Origin of the sequence: Streptomyces africanus, assembly GCF_030816955.1 — a bacterium.
In the GTDB taxonomy this organism is placed as follows: Bacteria; Actinomycetota; Actinomycetes; order Streptomycetales; family Streptomycetaceae; genus Streptomyces; species Streptomyces africanus.
Window position 1 is genome coordinate 2092018 of the sequence record NZ_JAUSYP010000001.1, and the last position, 24277, is coordinate 2116294.

At 71.3% G+C, this 24277-nt stretch carries 16 protein-coding genes and 1 pseudogene; 9 read left to right on the top strand and 8 right to left on the bottom strand.

Annotation, left to right across the window (positions count from 1 at the left end; genetic code table 11):
* Positions 1-38: 38 nt before the first annotated feature.
* From coaE to rpsA, 3 genes are all read right to left on the bottom strand, one after another.
* Complete coding sequence (gene coaE, locus QF034_RS09815; RefSeq protein WP_307174567.1) at positions 39-659, bottom strand: dephospho-CoA kinase; 621 nt, start codon at positions 657-659, stop codon at positions 39-41.
* A gap of 52 nt (positions 660-711) precedes the next feature.
* The gene (locus QF034_RS09820) at positions 712-1650 is read right to left on the bottom strand and encodes a PAC2 family protein (protein ID WP_307174568.1); all 939 of its coding nucleotides are present in this window, start codon (positions 1648-1650) and stop codon (positions 712-714) included.
* 173 nt (positions 1651-1823) lie between these two features.
* Complete coding sequence (gene rpsA, locus QF034_RS09825) at positions 1824-3323, bottom strand: 30S ribosomal protein S1 (protein WP_306967837.1); 1500 nt, start codon at positions 3321-3323, stop codon at positions 1824-1826.
* Between the two features lie 298 nt (positions 3324-3621).
* Here rpsA and QF034_RS09830 point away from each other — a divergent pair, with 298 nt between their 5' ends.
* Complete coding sequence (locus QF034_RS09830; protein WP_307174569.1) at positions 3622-4497, top strand: class I SAM-dependent methyltransferase; 876 nt, start codon at positions 3622-3624, stop codon at positions 4495-4497.
* A 69-nt stretch (positions 4498-4566) separates the two neighbouring features.
* Positions 4567-7107, top strand: a complete 2541-nt coding sequence (gene hrpB, locus QF034_RS09835; protein WP_307174570.1) for an ATP-dependent helicase HrpB — start codon at positions 4567-4569, stop codon at positions 7105-7107.
* 12 nt (positions 7108-7119) lie between these two features.
* Here the strand turns inward: hrpB and pgfA are convergent, their stop codons facing one another.
* The 3 genes and pseudogenes from pgfA to QF034_RS09850 form a co-directional block, all read right to left on the bottom strand.
* Positions 7120-8112, bottom strand: coding sequence for a cell envelope lipid trafficking protein PgfA (gene pgfA / locus QF034_RS09840; protein ID WP_307174571.1), 993 nt, complete (start codon positions 8110-8112; stop codon positions 7120-7122).
* A gap of 25 nt (positions 8113-8137) precedes the next feature.
* Positions 8138-8272, bottom strand: a complete 135-nt coding sequence (locus tag QF034_RS09845) for an SPW_0924 family protein (RefSeq protein ID WP_107400588.1) — start codon at positions 8270-8272, stop codon at positions 8138-8140.
* 138 nt (positions 8273-8410) lie between these two features.
* Positions 8411-10148: pseudogene (locus tag QF034_RS09850) on the bottom strand (lytic transglycosylase domain-containing protein).
* Positions 10149-10466: 318 nt separating this feature from the next.
* Here QF034_RS09850 and QF034_RS09855 point away from each other — a divergent pair.
* Complete coding sequence (locus QF034_RS09855) at positions 10467-11324, top strand: DUF4184 family protein (protein WP_307174572.1); 858 nt, start codon at positions 10467-10469, stop codon at positions 11322-11324.
* Here the strand turns inward: QF034_RS09855 and QF034_RS09860 are convergent.
* A complete protein-coding gene (locus QF034_RS09860) occupies positions 11242-11790 on the bottom strand; it encodes a hypothetical protein (protein ID WP_307174573.1) in 549 nt (182 codons plus the stop codon). The genes QF034_RS09855 and QF034_RS09860 overlap by 83 nt on opposite strands.
* Positions 11791-12182: 392 nt before the next feature.
* Positions 12183-14909: a DNA polymerase I gene (gene polA, locus QF034_RS09865; protein ID WP_307174574.1), complete on the bottom strand. Its 2727-nt coding sequence runs from the start codon at positions 14907-14909 to the stop codon at positions 12183-12185.
* 158 nt (positions 14910-15067) lie between these two features.
* Between polA and QF034_RS09870 the strand changes: the two genes are divergently transcribed.
* The 6 genes from QF034_RS09870 (at position 15068) to QF034_RS09895 (ending at position 24272) form a co-directional block, all read left to right on the top strand.
* Positions 15068-17347, top strand: coding sequence for an FdhF/YdeP family oxidoreductase (locus QF034_RS09870; protein ID WP_307174575.1), 2280 nt, complete (start codon positions 15068-15070; stop codon positions 17345-17347).
* A gap of 58 nt (positions 17348-17405) precedes the next feature.
* The gene (locus tag QF034_RS09875) at positions 17406-17894 is read left to right on the top strand and encodes a PaaI family thioesterase (protein WP_307174576.1); all 489 of its coding nucleotides are present in this window, start codon (positions 17406-17408) and stop codon (positions 17892-17894) included.
* Between the two features lie 118 nt (positions 17895-18012).
* A complete protein-coding gene (locus QF034_RS09880) occupies positions 18013-18885 on the top strand; it encodes a trypsin-like serine protease (protein ID WP_307174577.1) in 873 nt (290 codons plus the stop codon).
* Positions 18886-20151: 1266 nt separating this feature from the next.
* Positions 20152-21381 (top strand): branched-chain amino acid ABC transporter substrate-binding protein, encoded by a 1230-nt coding sequence (locus QF034_RS09885; protein ID WP_307179846.1) that lies wholly within the window; start codon positions 20152-20154, stop codon positions 21379-21381.
* A 139-nt stretch (positions 21382-21520) separates the two neighbouring features.
* Positions 21521-22450 (top strand): branched-chain amino acid ABC transporter permease, encoded by a 930-nt coding sequence (locus QF034_RS09890; RefSeq protein ID WP_307174578.1) that lies wholly within the window; start codon positions 21521-21523, stop codon positions 22448-22450.
* Positions 22451-22454: 4 nt separating this feature from the next.
* Positions 22455-24272, top strand: a complete 1818-nt coding sequence (locus tag QF034_RS09895) for a branched-chain amino acid ABC transporter permease (RefSeq protein WP_307174579.1) — start codon at positions 22455-22457, stop codon at positions 24270-24272.
* Positions 24273-24277: the final 5 nt, after the last annotated feature.

Genomic DNA, 24277 nt, shown 5'->3' on the forward strand with positions numbered 1-24277 from the left:
CCCTCACTGCAAGGGTTCAACGCCCCCGGGCGATGCCGCTATTCCTGTGAGGACGGCCGGGACGCCTGCGACCTGCGAGTCAGCTCGGCCCACACGTCCTTGACGCGGCGCTCCAGGTCCTCCAGCGGGACGTCGTTGTCGATGACGATGTCGGCGATCTCCCGGCGCTGCTCGCGGGTCGCCTGGGCGGCCATCCGCGCGCGGGCGTCCTCCTCAGTCATGCCGCGCAGCCGGAGGAGCCGGTCGAGCTGGGTCTCGGGGCTCGCCTCGACGACGATCACGACGTCGTACAGGGGCGCCAGGCGGTTCTCCGTGAGGAGCGGGACGTCGTGCACGACGACCGCGTCGTCGGCGGCGGCCTCTTCGAGCTCCCGGGAGCGGGCACCCACAAGGGGGTGCACGATCGCGTTGAGCGTGGCGAGCTTCGCCTCGTCGGCGAAGACGATGGAGCCGAGCCGGGGCCGGTCCAGGCTGCCGTCGGCCGTGAGCACCTCCTCGCCGAAGGCCTCCACGACCGCGGCGAGCCCCGGGGTCCCTGGTGCGACGACCTCCCGCGCGATGCGGTCCGCGTCGATCAGCACGGCACCGCGCTCGACGAGCAGCCGGGACACCTCACTCTTGCCGGCGCCGATACCGCCGGTCAGGCCCACCTTCAGCATGAGCCGAGCTTAGGCCCTGCCGTGGGCAGGGCCCTGTCCAGGTGTCCCGGGCTCAGCTGTCGCCTTCTCTTTCCGCCAGGAACTTCTCGAACTCACGGCCGATCTCGTCCGCCGAGGGGATGTCCACCGGCTCGGCGAGCATGTTGCCCCGGGTCTCGGCGCCCGCGACCGCGTCGTACTGGTGCTCCAAGCCCTCGACGAGCGCCGTGAGATCCTCGTCGCCCTCGCGGATCTGCCGGTCGATCTCCGTCTGGGTGCGGTGGGCGTCCGAACGCAGGGCGTGGGCGATGCCGGGCAGCACCAGTCCGGTCGCCGCCGTGACGGCCTCCAGGACCGTCAGGGCCGCGTCCGGGTAGGGGGAGCGGGCGATGTAGTGCGGGACGTGGGCGGCGACGCCCAGGACGTCGTGCCCCGCCTGGAGCAGGCGGTACTCGACGAGGGACTCGGCACTGCCGGGCACCTGCGCCTCCTCGAACGGGCTGCGGTGGCCCGGGACGAGGTCGGTGCGGTTGCCGTGCGGGGTCAGGCCGACGGGCCGGGTGTGGGGGACGCCCATCGGGATGCCGTGGAAGTTCACCGACAGGCGGACGCCGAGCCGCTCCACGATCTGCTTCACGGCCGCTGCGAAACGCTCCCACTCGACGTCCGGCTCGGGGCCGGACAGCAGCAGGAACGGCGCTCCCGTGGCGTCCTGGACCAGCCGCACCTCGATGGCGGGGTCCTCGTAGTCGCTCCAGCGGTCGCGCTTGAACGTCAGCAGCGGGCGGCGGGCGCGGTAGTCCACGAGCCGGTCGTGGTCGAAGCGGGCGACGACCTGGTGGGGCAGCGAGTCGAGCAGCCGGTCGACGATCTGGTCGCCCGTCTCGCCCGCGTCGATGTATCCGTCGAAGTGGTAGAGCATGACAAGACCGGCCGATTCCTGGGCCAGCGCCATGTCGACGACGGCCAGCCCCTTCGGCTCCCATGCGTACAAGCCCTGCGGATCTAGCACAGTGACCGCTCCTCCTCGTGTTCATACTCCACAACGCCGTTGCGGGCATGGGCATTCCCCCGGAGGAGGAGAACATCGATCTTGGCAGCTGGGACAACGCCCCTGACACACGCTGAGGGCCCGCACCTCGAAAGGTGCGGGCCCTCAGTCAGGAGCTACAGCTCAGTGGGCGTTCAGCTCTGCCCACCCGCCAGCTTCTCGCGGAGCGCGGCGAGCGCCTCGTCCGAGGCCAGCGCGCCGGAGTTGTCCGGGCCCTCGGAGGAGTACGAACCACCGCCACCGCCGGACGCGGCGGGAGCGGCGGCCTCGCCACCCTCGGCAGCGGCCTTCTCGTCCGCCTCGCGGGACTTGATGACCTGCGCCTGGTGCTGCTCGAAGCGCTGCTGCGCCTCGGCGTACTGGGTCTCCCAGGCCTCGCGCTGGGTCTCGTAGCCCTCGAGCCAGTCGTTGGTCTCGGGGTCGAAGCCCTCGGGGTAGATGTAGTTGCCCTGGTCGTCGTAGGACGCGGCCATGCCGTACAGGGTCGGGTCGAACTCGACCGTCGACGGGTCGGCACCGAAGGCCTCGTTGGCCTGCTTCAGCGAGAGGCTGATGCGACGGCGCTCGAGGTCGATGTCGATGACCTTGACGAAGATCTCGTCGTTGACCTGGACGACCTGCTCCGGGATCTCCACGTGGCGCTCGGCCAGCTCGGAGATGTGGACCAGACCCTCGATGCCCTCGTCCACGCGGACGAACGCACCGAACGGAACCAGCTTCGTGACCTTGCCGGGCACGACCTGGCCGATCTGGTGGGTGCGGGCGAACTGCTGCCACGGGTCTTCCTGGGTCGCCTTCAGCGACAGGGAGACGCGCTCGCGGTCCATGTCGACGTCGAGGACCTCGACCGTGACCTCCTGGCCGACCTCGACGACCTCGGAGGGGTGGTCGATGTGCTTCCAGGACAGCTCGGAGACGTGGACCAGACCGTCGACGCCACCCAGGTCCACGAAGGCACCGAAGTTGACGATCGAGGAGACGACGCCAGAACGGACCTGACCCTTCTGGAGGGTCGTGAGGAACGTCTGGCGGACCTCGGACTGGGTCTGCTCCAGCCAGGCACGGCGGGACAGGACCACGTTGTTGCGGTTCTTGTCCAGCTCGATGATCTTGGCCTCGAGCTCCTTGCCCACGTAGGGCTGAAGGTCGCGGACGCGGCGCATCTCGACCAGGGAGGCCGGGAGGAAGCCACGGAGGCCGATGTCGAGGATGAGACCACCCTTGACGACCTCGATGACGGTACCGGTGACGATCCCGTCCTCTTCCTTGATCTTCTCGATGGTGCCCCAGGCACGCTCGTACTGGGCGCGCTTCTTCGAGAGGATCAGGCGGCCTTCCTTGTCCTCCTTCTGGAGAACAAGGGCCTCGATCTCGTCGCCGACGGCGACGACCTCGTTGGGGTCGACGTCGTGCTTGATCGAGAGCTCGCGGCTCGGGATCACACCTTCGGTCTTGTAACCGATGTCGAGCAGGACCTCGTCCCGGTCGACCTTCACGATGACGCCGTCGACGATGTCGCCGTCGTTGAAGTACTTGATCGTCTCGTCGATCGCGGCGAGGAAGGCTTCCTCGTTACCGATGTCGTTGACCGCTACCTGCGGGGTGGTGGCGGTGGTCTCGGTGCTGCTCGTCATGTGGGAAAGGGCTCCGGTACGGACATTGAAGTCGTAGGTACTGCTACGCCGGGAGCCCGTTTCGCTCTGCAGAAGCCGGACAGCCAAGGAAGCGCCACACAAGATCGGTGGCGCCTCGACAACCGAGGGGACATACATACAGATGCGAGCGCAGCCTGCTACGTCTGAGGTGCGCAGGCCCGCAGCGCAACTTGTAGCATACGGGGGCAGCCGGGCAGGGTCAATGCGCGAAGCCGCCCACCCGGGGCGGAACACCGCATACCCGGCACAAGTCGTGTCGTCCGAGGCCACGTAGGGCGTGGGGCGCCCGTTTCGTGCCCCTCCGGGACCGGCTGGACGGAAGAGTACGACGAGGGAGCCGATCATCCAAGAGCCCGAAGCGTCCGAACCCGAGGCCACCCGGCGTACCGCGGGGGTCACGGAGAGCTCCCGCGCCAACCGTGGCTGGTGGGACCGCAACGCGGACGAGTACCAGACCGAGCACGGCACCTTCCTCGGCGACGACCGCTTCGTGTGGGGCCCCGAGGGTCTGGACGAGGTGGAGGCCGAACTGCTCGGCCCTCCGGAAGAGCTGAAGGGCAAGGACGTCCTGGAGATCGGCGCGGGCGCGGCGCAGTGCTCGCGCTGGCTGGCCGGCCAGGGAGCCCGCCCGGTGGCCCTGGACATCTCGCACCGGCAGTTGCAGCACGCGCTGCGCATCGGCGGCCCCCTCCCCCTGGTGTGCGCCGACGCCGGCGCGCTGCCCTTCGCGGACGGCTCGTTCGACCTGGCCTGCTCGGCGTACGGGGCGCTGCCCTTCGTCGCCGATCCGCGCCTGGTGCTGCGGGAGGTGTGCCGGGTGCTGCGCCCCGGGGGCCGTCTGGTCTTCTCGGTGACGCACCCGATCCGCTGGGCCTTCCCGGACGAGCCGGGACCGGAGGGGCTGTCTGTGTCGGGTTCGTACTTCGACCGCACGCCCTACGTCGAGCAGGACGAGGAGGGCCGCGCGGTCTACGTCGAGCACCACCGCACGCTCGGCGACCGCGTCCGGGACGTGGTGGCGTCGGGCTTCCGGCTCGTGGACCTGGTCGAGCCGGAGTGGCCGGCCTGGAACACGTCCGAGTGGGGCGGCTGGTCGCCGCTGCGCGGGAACCTGATCCCGGGGACGGCGATCTTCGTGTGCGAACGGGACTGAGGCCGGGACCGAGGGGACTGACGCACGCGCGTGTGACGGGGGCCTTCCGGGCCGTACGACACTGAAGGCGTGATCCGTTACGACGCTCTGGACGCCCTGCCCGTACGCGGTGCCCTGCCCGCCCTGGACGACGCCCTGGAGGGGCACGGCACCGCCGTGCTCGTGGCGCCGCCCGGCACCGGCAAGACGACCCTGGTGCCGCTGGCTCTGGCGGGGCTGCTCGGGGAGGGGCCCCGGCGGCGGGTGATCGTCGCCGAGCCGCGGCGGATCGCGGCAAGGGCGGCGGCGCGGCGGATGGCGTGGCTGCTGGGCGAGAAGGTGGGCCAAAGCGTCGGCTACACCGTGCGCGGGGAACGCGTCGTCGGGCGGCACGCGCGCGTGGAGGTCGTCACGACCGGGGTGCTGGTGCAGCGGCTGCAGCGGGACCAGGAGCTGGCCGGTGCCGATGTGGTGGTCCTCGACGAGTGTCATGAGCGGCATCTGGACGCGGACACGGCGGCGGCGTTCCTGTGGGACGTACGGCAGACGCTCCGTCCGGAACTGCGGCTGGTGGCCGCCTCGGCGACGACCGACGCGCAGGGGTGGGCCGGGCTGCTGGGCGGGGCTCCGGTGGTCGAGGCGCGGGGGGCGGCGTATCCGGTGGAGGTCGTGTGGGCGCCGCCGGTGCGGCCCGTACGGCCGCCGCACGGGATGCGTGTCGATCCGGCGCTGCTGGCGCACGTGGCGTCGGTGGTGCGGCGGGCACTGGCCGAGCGGGACGGGGACGTGCTGTGTTTCCTGCCGGGCGTCGGCGAGATCGCCCGGGTCGCCGGGCAGCTCGGTGAGCTCGGGGACGTCGAGGTGCTCCAAGTGCACGGGCGGGCGCCCGCGGCCGTCCAGGACGCCGTGCTGGCCGGCGGGGGGCGGCGCCGGGTGGTGCTGGCCACGTCGGTGGCGGAGTCGTCGCTGACGGTTCCCGGTGTGCGCGTGGTCGTCGACTCCGGGCTGGCGCGGGAGCCGCGCGTAGACCACGCGCGCGGGCTGAGCGCGCTGACGACGGTACGGGCGTCACAGGCGGCCGGGCGGCAGCGGGCGGGGCGGGCCGGGCGTGAGGCGCCGGGGGCGGTGTACCGGTGCTGGGCGGAGGCCGAGGACGCGCGTCTGCCGCGTTTCCCCTCGCCGGAGATCAAGGTGGCCGACCTGACCGCGTTCGCGCTCCAGGTGGCGTGCTGGGGGGATCCGGACGCGTCCGGGCTGGCGTTGCTGGATCCGCCGCCGGGTGGGGCGATGGCGGCGGCGCGGGATGTTCTGGCGGCGGTGGGGGCCGTTGACTCCGTCGGGAGGGCCACGGAGCGGGGCGCTGCGCTGGCTCGGCTGGGGCTTCATCCGCGGCTGGGGCGGGCGTTGCTGGACGGGTCCGGCTTGGTCGGGGCGGAGAGGGCCGCCGAGGTCATCGCGTTGCTCAGTGAGGAGGCGCCTCGGGAGTACGGCGATGATCTCGCGGGTGCGTTGCGTCGTGCTCGGCGTGGGGGTGACGCCTATGCCGCGCGGTGGCGGAGCGAGGTTCGGCGGCTGCGGGCCGTCGTTTCGGGGGTTTCCCACCCGCCCAGCCGTATCTCGCGTCCAGAGGTCGAGGTCGGGAGGTGGGACAACGCCTCGGAGGATCGGCAGGTGGGGCTCGTTGCCGCGCTTGCCTTTCCTGAGCGCGTCGCCAGGGTCGACGGCGGGTCGTGCCTCATGGTGTCCGGGACGCGTGCCGAGATCGGCGAGGGGAGCGGGCTGCGGGGGGCCGACTGGGTCGCCGTCGCCGTGGCGGACCGGCCCGTCGGCAAGGGGCACGCGCGCGTGCAGTCGGGTGCCGTGGTCGACGAAGGAGTCGCGCGGCTCGCCGCAGGGGCGCTGCTGGAGGAGCGGGACGAGGTCGGGTGGGACCGTGGGGACGTCGTGGCGCGGCGGGTGGAGCGGCTGGGGGCCGTGGAGTTGGCGGTGCGGCCGCTGAGGGACGCCGATCCCGGGCTGGTACGCGGTGCGCTGCTCGACGGGCTGCGGCGGGAGGGGTTCGGGGCGCTGCGCTGGTCGCCGGAGGCCGGTGTCCTGCGGCAGCGGCTCGCGTTTCTGCGGCTGCACCTGGGTGAACCGTGGCCCGACGTCTCCGACGACGCGCTCCACGCGCGTGTGGAGGAGTGGCTGGAGCCGGAGCTGAGCCGGGCCCGGCGGCGGGCCGATCTGGCGCGGATCGAAGCCGGGGAGGCGCTCGCGCGGCTGCTGCCCTGGGCCTCCGGTGAGGCCGGGCGGCTCGACGAGCTCGCTCCGGAGCGGATCACCGTGCCCAGTGGGTCGAGGATCCGTGTCGACTACTCCCGGCCCGAGCAGCCCGTGCTGGCGGTGAAGTTGCAGGAGATGTTCGGGCTGCAGGAGTCGCCGCGGGTCGCCGGGGTGCCGTTGCTCGTGCATCTGCTGTCTCCGGCCGGGCGTCCGGCCGCCGTGACCGCCGACCTCGCCTCGTTCTGGAGGGACGGCTACAAGGGCGTGCGGGCGGAGTTGCGCGGGCGCTATCCGAAGCATCCGTGGCCCGAGGACCCGGCCGGGGCCGAGCCGACCCGGCACACCAGCGCCCGGCTCAGGCGCTGATCGCCGTCCGGCTCAGGCGCTGACCGGTGACGGTTCCTCGGCCTCCGTGGCGGCCGGGCCGGACGGGCGGCGGCCGCGGGCCTCCAGGTACAGCGCGAGGGCCAGCAGGAGGACGCCGAGGGCCAGTGAGCCCCACGGCCCGTAGGACGTCATGAGCAGGATGAGCAGGCGCTGGGACCTCACCAGGTCGACCGTGTGCGCGATGTAGTCCTCGCGCATCTTCACGTGCCCGGCGAATGCGGTCACCTTGTCGCGGTCGCCGAGGAGGGTGCCGCCGCGCAGTTCCTCCCGGTGGAGTTCCTCGCCGTAGACGGGGGCGCCGGTGAGGGGTTCGACCCAGAACTTGCGGACCGTGGTGTACCAGCGGGTCGTACCGGTCTCGGCGACGGACTCGGGGGTGAGGCCCGCCACGGGCAGCGTCTTCGGGATCCGCACCTTGGTCCAGGGGATGGTCTGCTCGAAGTAGTAGACCTCCAGGCCGCGGAAGTCCCGGGTGCCCTTGTAGTGGATGGGGGCGGTGACGCGGGCCTGGGCGTCGAAGTACTCGTAGTCCCGTTTCTCCGTGAGGAACGGCCATTTGAACTCGATGCCCTCGCGGCGCACCGGGTCGCCGTCGACCGTCTCGCCGGTGGCGTGGACGGGTTCCTGGGTGTGGGCGTCGAAGATGTAGCGCTCGGGGATCTTCGACACCATCTCGCCGTCGGGGCCGACGACGTAGGACAGACCGTCCCACGCGACCACGTCCCGGCCGGCCGACTCCTCGATCCGCTCCGAGGCCTCCACGTTGCCCTTGAGGGTCTGCACGATGGTGACCTTGGGGACCGTGCGGGCCCGCATCGTGCCGTAGTCGAGGAGGGTGGCGTTCTCCGCCTCCAGGACCATGTCCTGGTACTGGTGCGCGGGGACCTTGGCGAGGCGCGGGAAGGCGTACCAGCGCAGCAGCGGGGACAGTGCCGTGAAGAACACGGCGAGGGCGAGCAGGACCAGGCCGGCCTTGCGGCGCATCTCGGCCTCCCTCCCGGGCGGGCGGTCAGGGGTGTGCGGGCACCGTCGTCAGCAGCGGCTTCGGGGACGTACCGCCCGAGGGGGAGCCGAGGGCGGTCAGCGTCAGGACCACGGCGAACGCGACGGCGAGACCGGTGGCGGCGGCGATGAGTACGCGCATGCGGGGCCTCCCCACGGGCTGAGCTGATACACCGTCAGGTTTCTCGGCACCGTAGCAACGCGCGGCGGAGATGAGAACACGTTGCACACACAACGACGCCCCTCTTGAAAGAGGGGCGTCGTGCGTCGTACCTGAGAGCTACGCGCTCGGGCCGGCCGAGGGGCTCGGCGAGGACGTCTCGGCAGCCGCCACCGTCAGTTCGACGGTGAGGGTCGCTCGCGCCTTCGGTGTTGACGCGGAGCAGGAACGTGCCGGTGGTGTCGTCCGCGTAGAGCTTCGGCAGCTTCAGCAGGCCCTTCGCGTCCGTCTTCAGGCCCGTCAGGGTGCGTACGGCCTTGCCGTCGGCGTCCTTGAAGTAGGGGCCCTTGTCGTTGGCGGTCGGATCGTCCGCCGACTTGATCAGCGTGGCGGTGGCCGCGACGCCGTCCGCGACGGCGCCCTTGTACGTGGCCTTCACCTCGACCTGGTTCGCGAACTCACCGCCCGGGGTGCAGGTCAGCGCGGCGTCGCCGGTGCGGGTGAGGGTGTCGGCAGCACGCTCGGTGACGGTGGCCGTGTAGTCGAGGCCCGCGATCGTGCGGCCCACGACAGTGGCCCGGACGGTGACGTCGCCCGTCTTCTCCCCCGCCTGGAGTGCGGGCGCGACGGCCACTCCGGAGCTGTTGGTGGCGACCGTGGCCACGCTTTCCCCGCCTGCGAACGTGGTGTCCGTGTCGCCGACGATCGTGAAGCGGATCCTGACCTTGGCGACGGCCTCGCCGGCCTTCGTCTCGGCGCGGGTGCTGATCCGCTTGGTGAACGTGTCGCCCGCCATCGCGGTGAGCTTCGCGGTCCCGGCGTCCTCCAGGTGGTGCACCGTGTCGGTGGGCGTGGGAGACGTCGAAGGCGGCGCACTCGGGGTGGTGGGCGGAGTGGTGGGCTTCGGGGTCGTCGTGCCGCCCCCGCCGGGCTTTTCGGGCCTGGGGCTGGGGTTGGGCTTGGAGCCGCCCGCACCCGGTGTGCCGGGCGTGCTCGGCGTGGAGGGGCTGGAGCTCGATCCGGCCCGGTCGTCGCTGCGGTTGCCGGGCAGCGTGCCGGTGCCGTCGGGGACTTCGTGCGTGCCCTTGCGGTAGTAGTCCAGCCACCGCATGACCAGGTTCAGGTACTCGCGCGAGTTGTTGTAGCTGAGGATCGCGCGGTCGAGGTCGTTCTGGTCGGACAGGTCCCAGTTGTTGCGGCACAGGTAGTGGCCGGCGGCGAGCGCGGCGTCGTAGACGTTGTTGGGGTCCTTCTTGCCGTCGCCGTTGCCGTCGCGGCCGGCCCACGCCCAGGTGGACGGGATGAACTGCATGGGGCCGACGGCCTGGTCGTAGCTGCTGTTGCCGTCGTAGGCGCCGTTGTCGGTGTCCTTGATGAGGGCGAAGCCGTTGCCGTCGAGCTGCGGGCCGAGGATCGGCGAGACGGTGGTGCCGTCGGCGGTGACGCGGCCGCCGCGGGCCTGCCCCGACTCCACCCGGCCGATGGCCGCGAGGAGTTGCCAGGGCAGGTTGCAGCCGGGCTTGGAGTCGCGCAGCGAGGCCTCGGCCTTCTTGTAGGCGTCGAGGACGGTCGCGGGGATGCCCGCCTCCGTCGTGCCGGAGGGGGTGGGGAGCGGCCCGGTGCTCGGCGACGGGCTCGGGCTGTTGAGCGGCGGCAGGTCCGTGTAGTACGGCGAGTTGCCGGTGGCGCTGCCGTCGGAGGCACTCGCGTCGGGTGAGGGTGTGGCGTCCGCGGCCGGCTGTCTGCCGTGGTCGTTCACGCCCGGAGCCTGGGAGGCGGACAGGGCCGCGACCGCTACCGCGGCCACGGCGGTGGTCGCCGCCCCCTTGCACAGCCTCCTGCCGAATTGCGCCGCCATAGAGTGAACCCCTCCCGTGGACGCCCGAGCGCCCGTCTCTGTCTGTCGCGCGCTTCTGTTGCGTACGCGTACTTCTGTTGCGTTCGCTCTGTTGTGACGATCGACCGGCCCGAGTGGTTGCCCTCCGACAGGCCTGTCTCCTGCCACCGGCACGGTGACCCTGGCGACCCTACGACAACTTCCTTTGCTCGGGCACCCGTTCGTGCCCGTTTTTCACCGGTTGGTCATGTGGCGAGTACGGCGGGCGGGCCGGTGTCCGGCCTCCCGCATACTGGGCCCCTCCGATCACCCGGCCAACGACCGTCACAAGGAGCCGAGTTGCCGTTCACGCTGAGCCACGCGGCAGCCGTACTGCCCGCCGTACGCACCGACGGCACCGGCCGGGGCCCACTGGTCCCCGCCGTGCTGGTGGCGGGTTCCTTCGCGCCCGACATGACCTATTACGCGGCGAGTGCGGTGTCCGGGGCGATGGAGTTCGGGGACGTCACGCACTCGTTCCCGGGTGTCTTCACGGTCGATGTGCTCCTCGCCTGGGCGCTGGTGGGGCTGTGGCTGCTGGTGCGCGAACCGCTGGTGGCGCTGCTGCCGCGGGCCCGGCAGGGGCGGGTCTCCGCGCTGGTGCGGTGCGGGGCGCCACGCGCGCGTGTGCGGCCGTCCCTGGTGCTGCGGTGGTACGCGTCCGCGGTGCTCGGCGCGCTGACGCACGTCGTCTGGGACGCGTTCACGCATCTCGACCGGTGGGGGATGCGGCTGCTTCCGGTGCTGGGCCGGGAGGTGGCGGGTTCGCCGCTGTACTGGTACCTGCAGTACGGCGGTTCGGCGGTGGCCGCTGTCGTGATCGCCGTGTTCGTGGCGCGGGCCGTGCGGCGGGCGCCGGTGCGCGAGCCGGTGGGGGTCCCGGCGCTGTCGGTGCGGGACCGGTGGCTGGCCGGTGCGGTGATCGGCGGCTTCGCGCTGGTGGGGGCGGTGCAGCGGGCGTCGCGGTGGTGGGCCTACTGGGGTTCGAGCGCGAAACCGTGGGAGATCATTCCGACGGTGTGCTTCGGGGCGGGCGCGGGGCTCGTCCCGGCGCTGCTGCTGTACGCCGTGGGGGTCAGGGCGTGGCGTCCGGCTCCGGTCCCGGGCCGTGCTGACCGCGTCGATGACGCGGAGCCGAGCCGGTCGGCCGCTCGCTGAGGGGCGCCGTCGTCGCGATGTACACGGTGATGGTGGTGTGCGCGGGGCGGCGGGGCCGTGGGAGCCGGGTCAGGACGAGCGTCAGGTAGCTGCGGGCCAGGTCCGCCCACGGGCGGCCGGCCCTGCCGGGCCGATCGGTCCTGCCGGAGCGATCGGCATCGCCGACGCGATCGGCATTGGCTCGGTGCTGGGCGCCAGGGGCTGGACCGCCGGTGAGACCGAGGATGTCGGACACGTCGCCGGGGCTGGTGAGACCCACGACGGCGGACATGGCGCCGGTGCCGGTGAGCCCGGGGACGGCCGTCATGTCACCGGCGCCGGCGCGCGTGGGATCGGTCGGCCGCCGGCCCTTGGCAAGGCGCTGCCGAAGGTCCGCCGTCGTGCGGCGCAGGGCCGTGGTGAGGCCGGCGGGGACGCGGACCGTGCTTGCGGCGGCCGCGAAGGGCGGGACCGGCGGGAGTGCCACGCCTGGGACCGTGCGGCAAAGGAGCGTGCGTATACCCATGCCCGCATCTTTACGACGGCAGGGGGCGGGGGCCCTTTGTCGGGGGCCACGCGAGTGACGTTTCGGCGGGGGTTCAGCGGGGGTGGGCGGCGGGTGCCCCCGGCTCAGGTCCTGGCCGAGGGCACGCCGCACCAGGCGATGCGCGACCGACTCGCAGGCGGCGGAATGAGGGGGCGGGCACCCTCCCACATCCGGGTCGTGGTCGTCGGCGACGGCCCGAGCGGCCCGGCCTGGAGATCAGGACCTGGCCGAGGGCACTCCGCGCCGGGCCAGTGCGCCGCCGACTCCCGGTCGACGGGGGCCGGGGCGGACGCCCCCGGCTCAGGAGCCGGCCAAGCGCACTGCGCGCCGGGTTAGTGCGCCGCCGACTCCCAGTCCGGGCCCGCGCCCACCGAGACGCCCAGGGGGACGCGGAGGTGGACGGCGTTCGCCATCTCGCGGCGGACGAGTTCCTCGGCGGCGGCCCGCTCCCCGGGGGCGATCTCCAGCACGATTTCGTCGTGGACCTGGAGCAGCATGCGGGAGGCGAGTCCGGCGTCCTTCAGCGCGCTGTCCACCTTGAGCATGGCGATCTTGACGATGTCGGCCGCCGTGCCCTGGATGGGCGCGTTGAGGGCCATCCGCTCGGCCGCCTCGCGGCGCTGGCGGTTGTCGCTGTTGAGGTCGGGGAGGTAGCGGCGGCGTCCGAAGAGCGTCGCCGTGTAGCCCGTCGCCCGGGCCTCGTCGACCGCCCGGCGCAGATAGTCCCGTACGCCGCCGAACCGCTCGAAGTACGCGTCCATCAGGGCGCGGGCCTCCGCCGCCTCGATGTTCAGCTGCTGGGAGAGGCCGAAGGCGGACAGTCCGTAGGCCAGGCCGTACGACATGGCCTTGATCTTGCGGCGCATCTCGGCGTCCACGGCGGTCGGCTCGACCGAGAAGACCTGAGAGGCGGCCGTGGTGTGCAGGTCCTCGCCGGAGGTGAACGCCTCGATCAGGCCCTCGTCCTCGGAGAGGTGGGCCATCACGCGCAGCTCGATCTGGCTGTAGTCGGCCGTCATCAGGGACTCGAAGCCCTCACCGACGACGAAACCGCGGCGGATCGCGCGGCCCTCGTCGGTGCGGACCGGGATGTTCTGCAGGTTCGGGTCCGTCGAGGACAGGCGGCCGGTGGCGGCGACCGTCTGGTTGAACGTGGTGTGGATGCGGCCGTCCGCGGCGATCGTCTTGATCAGGCCCTCTACGGTGACGCGGAGCTTGGCCTGCTCGCGGTGGCGGAGCATGATCACCGGCAGCTCGTTGTCCGTCTGCGTGGCGAGCCAGGCCAGCGCGTCGGCGTCCGTGGTGTAGCCGGTCTTCGTCCGCTTCGTCTTGGGCAGGGCCAGCTCGCCGAAGAGGACCTCCTGGAGCTGCTTGGGCGAGCCCAGGTTGAACTCGTGCCCGGCCGCCGCGTGCGCCTCCTTCACCGCCTGCTGGACGGCGCCGGCGAACATCTGCTCCATGGCCTCCAGGTGGGGCCGGTCGGCCGCGATGCCGTGCCGCTCCATGCGGGCGAGCAGCGCGGACGTGGGCAGCTCCATGTCGCGCAGCAGGTCGGCGGCGCCGACCTCCTCCAGGCGGCTCTCGAAGGCCTCGCCCAGGTCGAGGACAGCGCGGGCCTGGATCATCAGGGCCTCGGCCTCGGCGCCCTCGTCCGCGCCGAAGGCGAGCTGGCCGTCGGCCGCGGCGGCGGGGACGAGCTCGCGGTGCAGGTACTCCAGGGACAGCGCGTCCAGGTCGAACGAGCGGCGGCCCGGCTTGACGAGGTAGGCGGCGAGCGCGGTGTCCATGGTCACGCCCTCGACGCTCCAGCCGTGCTCGGCGAAGACCCGCATGGCGCCCTTGGCGTTGTGGAAGATCTTGGGCCGCCCGGCGTCGGCCAGCCAGGCCGCGAAGGCCGTCTCGTCCGCCTCGTCCAGCTGGGAGGGGTCGAACCAGGCGGCTGCTCCGCCGGGCCCGGCGAGCGCGACCTCGGCGACCGAGCCGGCGCCGAGCGCCCAGGCGTCGACCGTGGCGACACCGAGGGGCCCGGTGCCGTGCTCGGTGAGCCAGCCGGTCAGCTCGCCGGTGCCGAGCACCGTGCCGTCCAGCTGCACGCCGTCCGTGCTGATGGGGGTGGTCTCGGCCTCCTCGGCGCCGGGGTCGACGGCGAAGAGCCGCTCGCGCAGCGAGGGGTTGCGGATCTCCAGGGTGTCCAGGACCATCGCGACGGCCTTGCGGTCGTACGCGGTCCGCTCCAGCTCGGTGACGCCCTTGGGGAGCTCGACCCGGCGCTCCAGCTCCGTGAGCCGGCGGTTGAGCTTGACCGCTTCCAGGTGGTCGCGGAGGTTCTGCCCGGCCTTGCCCTTGACCTCGTCCACGCGCTCGACGAGCTCCGCGAAGGAGCCGAACTGGTTGATCCACTTCGCGGCGGTCTTCTCGCCGACGCCGGGGATGCCGGGGAGGTTGTCCGAGGGGTCGCCGCGCAGGGCCGCGAAGTCGGGGTACTGCGCGGGCGTCAGCCCGTACTTCTCGAACACCTTCTCCGGGGTGAAGCGGGTCAGCTCGGAGACGCCCTTGGTCGGGTACAGCACGGTCGTGTGCTCGCTGACCAGCTGGAAGGAGTCCCGGTCACCGGTGACGATCAGCACCTCGAAGCCCTCGGCCTCGGCCTGCGTGGCGAGCGTGGCGATGACGTCGTCCGCCTCGAAGCCGTCGACCGCGAAGCGGACGGCGCCCATCGCGTCGAGGAGCTCGCCGATCAGCTCGACCTGGCCCTTGAACTCGTCAGGGGTCTTGGAGCGGTTCGCCTTGTACTCCGTGAACTCCTGCGACCGCCAGGTCTTGCGGGAGACGTCGAAGGCGACCGCGAAGTGCGTGGGCGCCTCGTCGCGCAGCGTGTTGGCCAGCATCGAAGCGAAGCCGTAGATCGCGTTCGTCGGCTGGCCCGTCGCGGTGGTGAAGTTCTCCGCGGGCAGCGCGAAGAACGCTCGGTAGGCCAGCGAGTGCCCGTCCATGAGCATCAGTCGCGGGCGGCTGCCGCCGGAGGTCTGGTCGGTCGTCTTCGATGCTGTCTCTGCCACGCCCCCGATCCTGCCACGCCCCACTGACACTCGGCCCCGCCCCCGACGGCGCGTGCGCCGGGGCGGGCCGTCACCTCCAGCCCTCCCCTCACGCGATGTCACCGCAGCGTGCGAGGATCGGAGACGTACCTCACAGTGCAGTCGAAGGGGAGCGTGCGATGGCGACGAAGCCGCCCAAGAGTGATCCGGTTCAGGACGCGCCGCAGGTCGCCGGGCCGCAGCACGCGGCAGCGGGCCTCCCCGCGATCGGGCACACGCTGCGGGTCGCCCAGCAGCAGATGGGTGTGAAGCGCACGGCGCTGACGCTGCTGAGTGTGAACCAGAAGGACGGCTTCGACTGCCCGGGCTGTGCCTGGCCGGAGCCGGAGCACCGGCACAGGGCGGAGTTCTGCGAGAACGGCGCGAAGGCCGTCGCCGAGGAGGCCACGCTGCGCCGGGTCACGCCCGAGTTCTTCGCCGCGCACCCGGTCGCCGACCTGGCCGGCCGCAGCGGCTACTGGCTGGGCCAGCAGGGCCGCCTCACCCACCCCGTGTACCTCCCGGAGGGCGGCACCCACTACGAGCCGGTGACCTGGGAGCGCGCCTTCGACATCATCGCCGAGGAGATCGCCGCCCTCGGCTCCCCCGACGAGGCCGTCTTCTACACCTCGGGCCGCACGAGCAACGAGGCCGCGTTCCTCTACCAGCTGTTCGCCCGCGAGCTCGGCACGAACAACCTGCCCGACTGCTCGAACATGTGCCACGAGTCGTCCGGCTCGGCCCTGTCGGAGACGATCGGCATCGGCAAGGGCAGCGTCCTGCTGGAGGACCTCTACAAGGCCGACCTGATCATCGTCGCCGGACAGAACCCGGGGACGAACCACCCGCGCATGCTGTCCGCCCTGGAGAAGGCCAAGGCCGACGGGGCGCGGATCATCAGCGTCAACCCGCTGCCCGAGGCGGGCCTGGAGCGTTTCAAGAACCCGCAGACCCCGCAGGGCATGCTCAAGGGCGCCGCGCTGACGGACCTGTTCCTGCAGATCCGCATCGGCGGCGACCAGGCCCTGTTCCGTCTGCTCAACAAGCTGATCGTCGAAACGGAGGGCGCGGTCGACGAGGCGTTCGTGCGGGAGCACACGCACGGCTACGAGGAGTTCGCCGAGGCCGCCCGCGCGGCCGACTGGGACGAGACGCTCGCGGCGACCGGCCTGACCCGCGAGGACATCGACAAGGCCCTCCGGATGATCCTCACCTCGGAGCGGACCATCGTCTGCTGGGCGATGGGTCTCACCCAGCACAAGCACTCGGTGCCGACGATCAAGGAAGTGGTCAACTTCCTTCTCCTGCGCGGCAACATCGGCCGCCCGGGCGCGGGCGTGTGCCCGGTGCGCGGCCACTCGAACGTGCAGGGCGACCGCACGATGGGCATCTTCGAGCGCCCCGCCCCGGCGTTCCTCGACGCCCTGGAGAAGGAGTTCGGCTTCGCCCCGCCGCGCGAGCACGGCTACGACGTCGTACGGGCCATCCGCGCGCTGCGCGACGGCGAGGCGAAGGTCTTCTTCGCCATGGGCGGCAACTTCGTCTCCGCGTCCCCGGACACGGAGGTCACGGAAGCGGCCATGCGGCGGGCCCGGCTGACCGTGCACGTGTCGACGAAGCTGAACCGCTCGCACGCGGTCACGGGCGCGCGTGCCCTGATCCTCCCGACGCTCGGCCGTACCGAGCGCGATCTCCAGGGCAGCGGCGAGCAGTTCGTGACCGTCGAGGACTCCATGGGCATGGTGCACGCCTCCCGGGGCCGGCTGGAGCCCGCGAGCCGGCACCTGCTGTCCGAGCCGGCCATCGTCTGCCGTCTGGCCCGCCGTGTACTGGGCGAGAACAGCGCCACGCCCTGGGAGGAGTTCGAGAAGGACTACGCGACGATCCGGGACCGCATCGCGCGCGTGATCCCCGGCTTCGAGGACTTCAACGCGCGCGTGGCCCGCCCCGGCGGCTTCACGCTCCCGCACGCCCCGCGCGACGAGCGCCGCTTCCCCACGGCCACCGGCAAGGCCAACTTCACCGCCGCGCCGGTGGAGTACCCGGAGCTGCCCGAGGGCCGCCTGCTGCTCCAGACGCTGCGCTCGCACGACCAGTACAACACCACGGTCTACGGCCTCGACGACCGTTACCGGGGCATCAAGAACGGCCGCCGGGTGGTGCTGGTCAACGCCGAGGACGCGCGGGCCCTGAAGCTGGCGGACGGCGATTACGTCGACCTGGTCAGTGAGTGGAGGGACGGCGTGGAGCGCAGGGCGCCGGGGTTCCGCGTCGTGCACTACCCGACGGCCCGGGGCTGCGCCGCCGCCTACTACCCGGAGACCAACGTGCTGGTGCCGCTGGATGCCACGGCGGACACGAGTAACACCCCGGCCAGCAAGTCCGTCGTGGTGCGTCTGGAACAATCGGCGACCGACTGAGCGTTTGCTCAGCCACAGTGCCCAACCGCATGATCTGGACGAACGGAGACCGGGCCCCATGGGCGAGCAGCAGCATGTGAAGTTCCCGCAGGAGGTCATCGACGAGTACGCCGCGCTCGGCGTCGACCTCTTGGCCCTGTTCTCCGCGGGCCACCTCGGGACCCGGATGGGCGTCCAGATCGTCGAGGCGTCGGCGGACCGGGTGGTCGGGACGATGCCGGTCGAGGGCAACACCCAGCCCTACGGACTGCTGCACGGCGGGGCCTCCGCGGTGCTGGCCGAGACGCTCGGCTCGGTCGGCTCGATGCTGCACGGCGGCAGCTCCAAGATCGCCGTGGGCGTCGACCTGAACTGCACGCACCACCGCGGGGTGCGCTCCGGCCTCGTGACCGGCGTGGCCACGCCCGTGCACCGGGGGCGCTCGACCGCTACGTACGAAATCGTAATAACGGACGAGAGCGACAAAAGGGTGTGCACGGCCCGGCTGACCTGCCTGCTGCGCGACGTGAACCCGGGCGACGAGGAGCTCATCCGCGCCGCGAGCTGACCGACGTAGGGAAAACCCTGGAGGGGCGGGCGCGCTCTTGTCGCGGCCGCCCCCGCGCGCTTCACTGACGCTCCACCCCCACAGGAGAAGACCCGTCCCACCCGTAGAAGGGTTTCTCTTGACCTCCGTACGTGCCATCGCCGTCACCGCCGCGGCCGGTGCCGCCGTGCTCGCCACCGCGCTGCCGTCCTCCGCCATCAACTCCTACAACGCGACACCCGCCCCCGAACGCACCGAAGTCGGCGCGCTCGTGGCCACCTGGGACAACGACGGCGACCCCGCGACCCCCGACCGGGTCGACTGGGTCTGCTCCGGCACCATGATCGACGCGGACACCTTCCTGACCGCCGCGCACTGCACCTCCGACTGGCCCGACAACGTCCGGTTCTACGTGTCCCTGGACCAGGACGTGCAGTCCGGGCTCGACGCGGCGGCGAAGAAGTACCCGGGCGACCCGGCCGCGCAGGCCGCCGCCGTCGCCGTCCCGGGCGCCGCCCACACCCAACCCGACTACCCGGGGCCCGCCTCCGACACCCACGACATCGCGGTGATCGAACTGCCCGCCGCCAAGGTCAAGGCCCGCTGGAGCTTCACCCCGGCCACCCTGCCCACCGCGAACCAGCTCGGCAGACTCGGCCCGCAGGGACTGAACGCCACCGACTGGCTCGTCGCCGGCTACGGCACCCAGGAGGCCGTCAACGGGCCCGGCGGCCAGACCCACCCCGGCGGCGGCGTCCGCATGAAGGCACCCGTCACCTTCGACGCCCTCAACAACTCCTGGGCCCGGCTGGCGATGACCGCCCCGCAGGGCAACGGAGGCGCCTGCTACGGCGACTCGGGCGGCCCCAACTTCGCCGTCATCGGCGGGAAGAACATCCTCGCCGCCACCACCATCACCGGCGACACACCCTGCTACGCCACCAACGTGACCTACCGCCTGGACACCCCCGGCGCCCGCGCCTTCCTCTCGCCCTTCGTGAAGCTGCCGTAACCTCGCGCCGACGGCCACCGGCCACCCGGCATGACCGAACGCCCCGCCGCATCGCACACCACAAGGTGCGGCGGGGCACCACCCCCGGGCAGCGGCCCCACCCCTCACTCCCCCGACCCCATCGGGCAACGCACCTCACCGGACCCTCCGGCCCGTCAAGTCGTCGTACGGCGACTGCAGTCGGACGTCATCAGCGCAGGCCCGGCAGGCCGGTTCGCCGACCGCTGGGCCGCGCGGTCACCCCGGGGACGCGTGACCCCGTCACGGTGGCCGCGATCACCTCGCCGTTCGTGATGCTGCCGCATCCTCGCGCCGACGGCCACCGGCCACCCGGCATGACCGAACGCCCCGCCGCATCGCGCACCACCAGGTGCGGCGGGGCCCCCGGGCAGCGCCCCCGCCCCTCACTCTCCGGGTCCCATCAGGCAACGCACCTCACCGGGCCATCGGGCCGTCAATTCGCCGTACAGCGACGGAAGTTGAACGTCATCAGCGCAGGCCCGGCAGGCACGGTCGACCGACCGCCGGCGCGCGGCAGCCCGGGACGCGTGACCCCGTCGCGGTGGCCCCGACCGCCGGCCCGCGCTGCACCCCGGGGACGCGCACCCCGCCGCGATGGCCCCCGACCGCCGGCCCGCCCCCGGACGCCCGACCCCCGCAACGGTGGCCGTGACCGCCGTGACCCCGGCCACCTCCACGCGCCTCACCACCGACGACTGATCCTCGACTCCCCCACGAGCAGGCGGTTCAGGCCCGCATCGGCGTTTACCCGTTCCTCACCGAGCCGGCCGGCGAGCCGGCCCATCGCATCACCGCGGAAATCGCCTTTTCCGGCGAGCCGGAACTCCCCCGGACGCGGACCGTCCCTTTTCTCGGCGTAACGCTCCGTAACGCGCGTGCAATACAACAGCTCAGTTCCACCCTCGGCCGCAGCGGCTCCCCGGACCTCGCCGGCCCCCTTTTCGGCCGCCCGCGCCCCGGTGGACACACGATCTCAGCCACGGCCAACCGGAAGTGCGCGTTCTCAGAATGCGGACCACGGAGAAAATCCACCAAACCCGCCGAGAGGGCCCGCCACCGAAGCCGGGCATCCATCGCGTCATAACAAGAAAGTCACAAGCCAGCCCACGCCGCTGACCCTGCCTCCACACGGGCTTAGAGTCACGGCCAGTCACCGCTCCATCGGGAGTTCGGTACCAGCGCGGCACTCACCCCCCGACCAGGGCGGGCCTGCCTGTGAAAGGACTGATCGTGCGACAGCGTTCCTTGGTGATTCTTACCTCCGTTCTGACGACCGGAGCTCTGACTCTCACCGCCTGCGGCTCCCGAGACGACAGCGGTGACAAGAGCGGAGACAGCGGCAACGGCACCACGCTGACCATCGGCGTCGACGCCCCCCTGTCGGGTGAGAACTCCACCACCGGCCTCGGCATCCAGTACGGCGCTCAGATCGCCGTCGACGACGCCAACAAGAACAACTGGGTCCCGGGCGTGAAATTCAAGCTCAAGGCCCTGGACGACAAGGCCCAGCCCGCCACCGGCCAGTCCAACGCCACCACCTTCACCGGCGACAAGACCGCCGTCGGCGCCGTCGGCCCGCTGAACTCCGGCGTCGCCCAGACGATGCAGCAGGTCTTCGCCTCGGCCAACATGGTCCAGATCTCCCCGGCGAACACCGCCCCCGAGCTCACCCAGGGCAAGAACTGGCAGACGGACAAGAAGCGTCCGTTCAAGACGTACTTCCGTACCGCCACCACCGACGAACTCCAGGGCAGCTTCGCGGCCGGCTACGCGTACAACGGCCTCAAGAAGAAGAAGGCCTTCGTCGTCGACGACAAGCAGACCTACGGCGCCGGCCTCGCGAAGATCTTCAACGAGCAGTTCAAGAAGCTCGGCGGCAAGGTCGTCGCCACCGACCACGTCAACACCGGCGACAAGGACTTCGGCTCCCTCGTCACCAAGATCAAGAACTCCGGTGCCGACCTGCTCTACTACGGCGGCCAGTACGACGAGTCCGCGCTGATCACCAAGCAGCTCAAGGACGCCGGCGTCAAGATCCCGCTGTTCGGCGGCGACGGCATGTTCGCCTCCACCTACATCGAGGCCGCCGGCAAGGCCGCCGAGGGCGACCTCGTCACCGCCATCGGTGTCCCCGCCGACACCCTGCCCGCGGCCAAGCAGTTCATCCAGACGTACAAGGACAAGGGCTACAAGGGCGACTACGGCGCGTACGGTGCCTACGCCTACGACGCCACCACGGCCATCATCAAGGCCGTCAAGGCCGCGGCCGACGCCAACGGCGGCAAGGTGCCCAGCGACATCAACGACCTGCGCTCCAAGGTCGTCGACGGCGTCCAGAAGTCCGACTTCGAAGGCCTCACCGGCAAGGTCTCCTTCGACCAGTACGGCGACACCACCAACAAGCAGCTGACGGTGTACCAGGTCGAAAAGGGCAAGTGGAACGACGTCGAGACGGGCACCGCCGACCTGAAGTAGTCCCGGCCCCCCAAAAGCCGCACCACGGGCCGCGCGGGAGGAGGACCCCGACCGCGCGGCCCGTTTTCACACCCCCACACAGCACGCGACCACGCACGCATCCAGTGCACACGACCACCAGCGACATGGAGGCCATGCGGTGAACACCCTGCCGCAGCAGCTGGCCAACGGGCTGCTTCTCGGCTCGATGTACGGGCTGATCGCCATCGGCTACACGATGGTGTACGGCATCGTCCAGCTCATCAACTTCGCGCACGGCGAGATCTTCATGACCGGCGCCTTCGGCGCCCTCACGGTCTACTTCTACATCCTCCCCGACGGCACCTCGATGGTCTTCGCCGTACCCCTGATGCTCCTCGGCGGCGCCGTCGTGGCCATCCTCATCGCCGTCGGAGCGGAACGGTTCGCCTACCGGCCACTGCGCGGAGCCCCACGCCTGGCACCCCTCATCACCGCCATCGGCCTCTCCCTGGCCCTCCAGGAGGTCGTCCGCAACTTCTACCCCGGCGCCGACCGCGCCCGCGCCTTCCCCGGCCTCGACGCCACCCACGACATCGGCTCCGTCACCATCAAGGACGCCGACATCTTCCTCATCCTCGCCGCCGTCGGCTGCATGGCCGCCCTCGCCGTCTTCGTGCGCCGCAGCCGCACCGGCCGCGCCATGCAGGCCACCGCGCAGGACCCCGACACCGCACAGCTGATGGGCATCGACACCAACCGCATCATCGTCATCGCCTTCGCCATCGGCGGCTTCTTCGCCGCCGTCGCGGCCGTCGCCTACGGACTCAAGTACGGCAACGTCGACTACCGCATGGGCTTCCTCATGGGCCTCAAGGCGTTCACCGCCGCCGTCCTGGGCGGCATCGGCAACATCTACGGCGCCATGCTCGGCGGCGTCGTCCTCGGCATCGCCGAAACCCTCGCCTCCGCCTACATCGACGAGATCCCCGGCATGTCGCAGCTCGGCGGCCAGAGCTGGGCCAACGTGTGGGCCTTCTGCCTCCTCATCCTCGTGCTCCTGTTCCGGCCCCAGGGCCTGCTCGGCGAGCGCGTCGCGGACAGGGCGTGATCACATGACCGAGACGACCAAGAAGACCCCAGCGCCGGACGCCGTCCCCACCCCGACGCCCGCCCTGCGCGGTCTCATACCGCTGCCCGCCGCGGCCGCCCGCGCCCTGCTGCTCGCCGGCGGCATCGCCACCGCGGCCTCCGCGTTCCTCGCCTGGACCTGGACCGACGAGTTCCCCGGCGACCTCACCATCAACGGCTACCCCGGCGGCCTGCAATGGCTGACCTTCACCGCCGGCGTCCTCACCGCCCTGTTCACCCTCGCCTCCTACGGCGTCCGCGGCCTCGGCTGGCTGCTGCCCGCCCGCAACAACGCACCGCTCGTCCTCACCGCTCTCGGCGGCTTCGCCGTCACCTGGTTCACCGTCATCGCCATCAGCGCGGAACTCGGCGGCGTCGTCAACCTCGAACCCGGCGGCTGGATCGCGGCCATCGCCTCCCTCCTGCCCCTCCTCGGCGCCTTCGCCCTCCCCCAGGAGAAGACCGGCACCGACGGCACCAAGGCAGCCCTCAAGGCCTACATCGCCAAACCCGACCGCATCCCCGCCGCCCAGCTCGGCAGCGGCTGGGTCCAGCGAGCCGTCATCACCGTCGTCACCATCATCGGCCTCGGCGTCTTCACCTACGGCATCGACACCGAGTACGGCGAACTCTTCGTCGGCTACCTCTTCGTCGTCACCTTCGCCATGTGGGCCCTGCACACCGCCGGCCTGCTCGACCGCTTCTCCCGGCTGATCGCCGGCAACCGCAGCTTCACCCTCGCCATGGGCTTCGCCGCGGCCATCGCCTTCCCCTTCACCCAGACCGACGACCACTACGCCAACATCGGCGTCAACATCCTGATCTTCGGGACGGTCGCCCTCGGCCTCAACATCGTCGTCGGCCTCGCCGGACTCCTCGACCTCGGATACGTCGCCTTCCTCGGCGTCGGCGCCTACACCGCCGCCCTCGTCTCCGGCTCCGAGTTCTCCACCATCTCCGGCGTCCACCTGCCCTTCTGGGCCTCCGCCCTGGCAGGCGCCGCAGCCTCCCTCGTCTTCGGCGTCCTCATCGGCGCCCCGACCCTGCGGCTGCGCGGCGACTACCTCGCCATCGTCACCCTCGGCTTCGGAGAGATCTTCCGCATCGCCGTCAACAACATGGACGGCGACTCCGGACCCGACGTCACCAACGGCCCCAACGGCATCGCCAATATCCCCGACCTGAACCTCCTCGGCTTCAACTTCGGCCAGCCCCACGACATCGGCGGATTCACCCTCGGCCGGTTCGCCAACTACTACCTGCTGATGGTCCTCATCATGGCCATCGTGGTCCTGGTCTACACGCGTGCGGCGGACTCCCGCATCGGCCGTTCCTGGATCGCCATCCGCGAGGACGAGACCGCCGCCACCGCCATGGGCATCAACGGCTTCCGCGTCAAACTCGTCGCCTTCGCCCTCGGCGCCGCCCTCGCCGGCCTCGCCGGCACCGTCAGCGCCCATGTCACCTACAGCGTGGTCCCCACGCCGTACCAGTTCGCCGGCTCCACCCCGCCCAACTCCGCGTTCCTCCTGGCCGCGGTCGTCCTCGGCGGCATGGGCACGGTCGCAGGCCCCCTCCTCGGCGCGGCCCTGCTCTACCTGCTCCCCGAGAAGCTGGTGTTCCTCCAGGACAAGTCGCTCCTGGCCTTCGGCATCGCACTCATCCTGCTGATGCGCTTCCGCCCCGAAGGCATCATCGCCAACCGCCGGCGCCAGCTCGAATTCCACGAGACCGGCCAACTCGACGTACCCAAACAGACCACGCTGACCGACGAACCGGCCGTCACCAAGGCGGGGGCGTAACCACC

Bases quoted from the DNA above. Each gene is read 5' to 3' on its own strand.
- rpsA (WP_306967837.1), bottom strand. From the start codon at position 3,323: ATGACGAGCAGCACCGAGACCACCGCCACCACCCCGCAGGTAGCGGTC.
- QF034_RS09875 (WP_307174576.1), top strand. From the start codon at position 17,406: ATGGGCGAGCAGCAGCATGTGAAGTTCCCGCAGGAGGTCATCGACGAG.
- QF034_RS09845 (WP_107400588.1), bottom strand. From the start codon at position 8,272: ATGCGCGTACTCATCGCCGCCGCCACCGGTCTCGCCGTCGCGTTCGCC.
- QF034_RS09870 (WP_307174575.1), top strand. From the start codon at position 15,068: ATGGCGACGAAGCCGCCCAAGAGTGATCCGGTTCAGGACGCGCCGCAG.
- QF034_RS09895 (WP_307174579.1), top strand. From the start codon at position 22,455: ATGACCGAGACGACCAAGAAGACCCCAGCGCCGGACGCCGTCCCCACC.
- coaE (WP_307174567.1), bottom strand. From the start codon at position 659: ATGCTGAAGGTGGGCCTGACCGGCGGTATCGGCGCCGGCAAGAGTGAG.
- pgfA (WP_307174571.1), bottom strand. From the start codon at position 8,112: ATGCGCCGCAAGGCCGGCCTGGTCCTGCTCGCCCTCGCCGTGTTCTTC.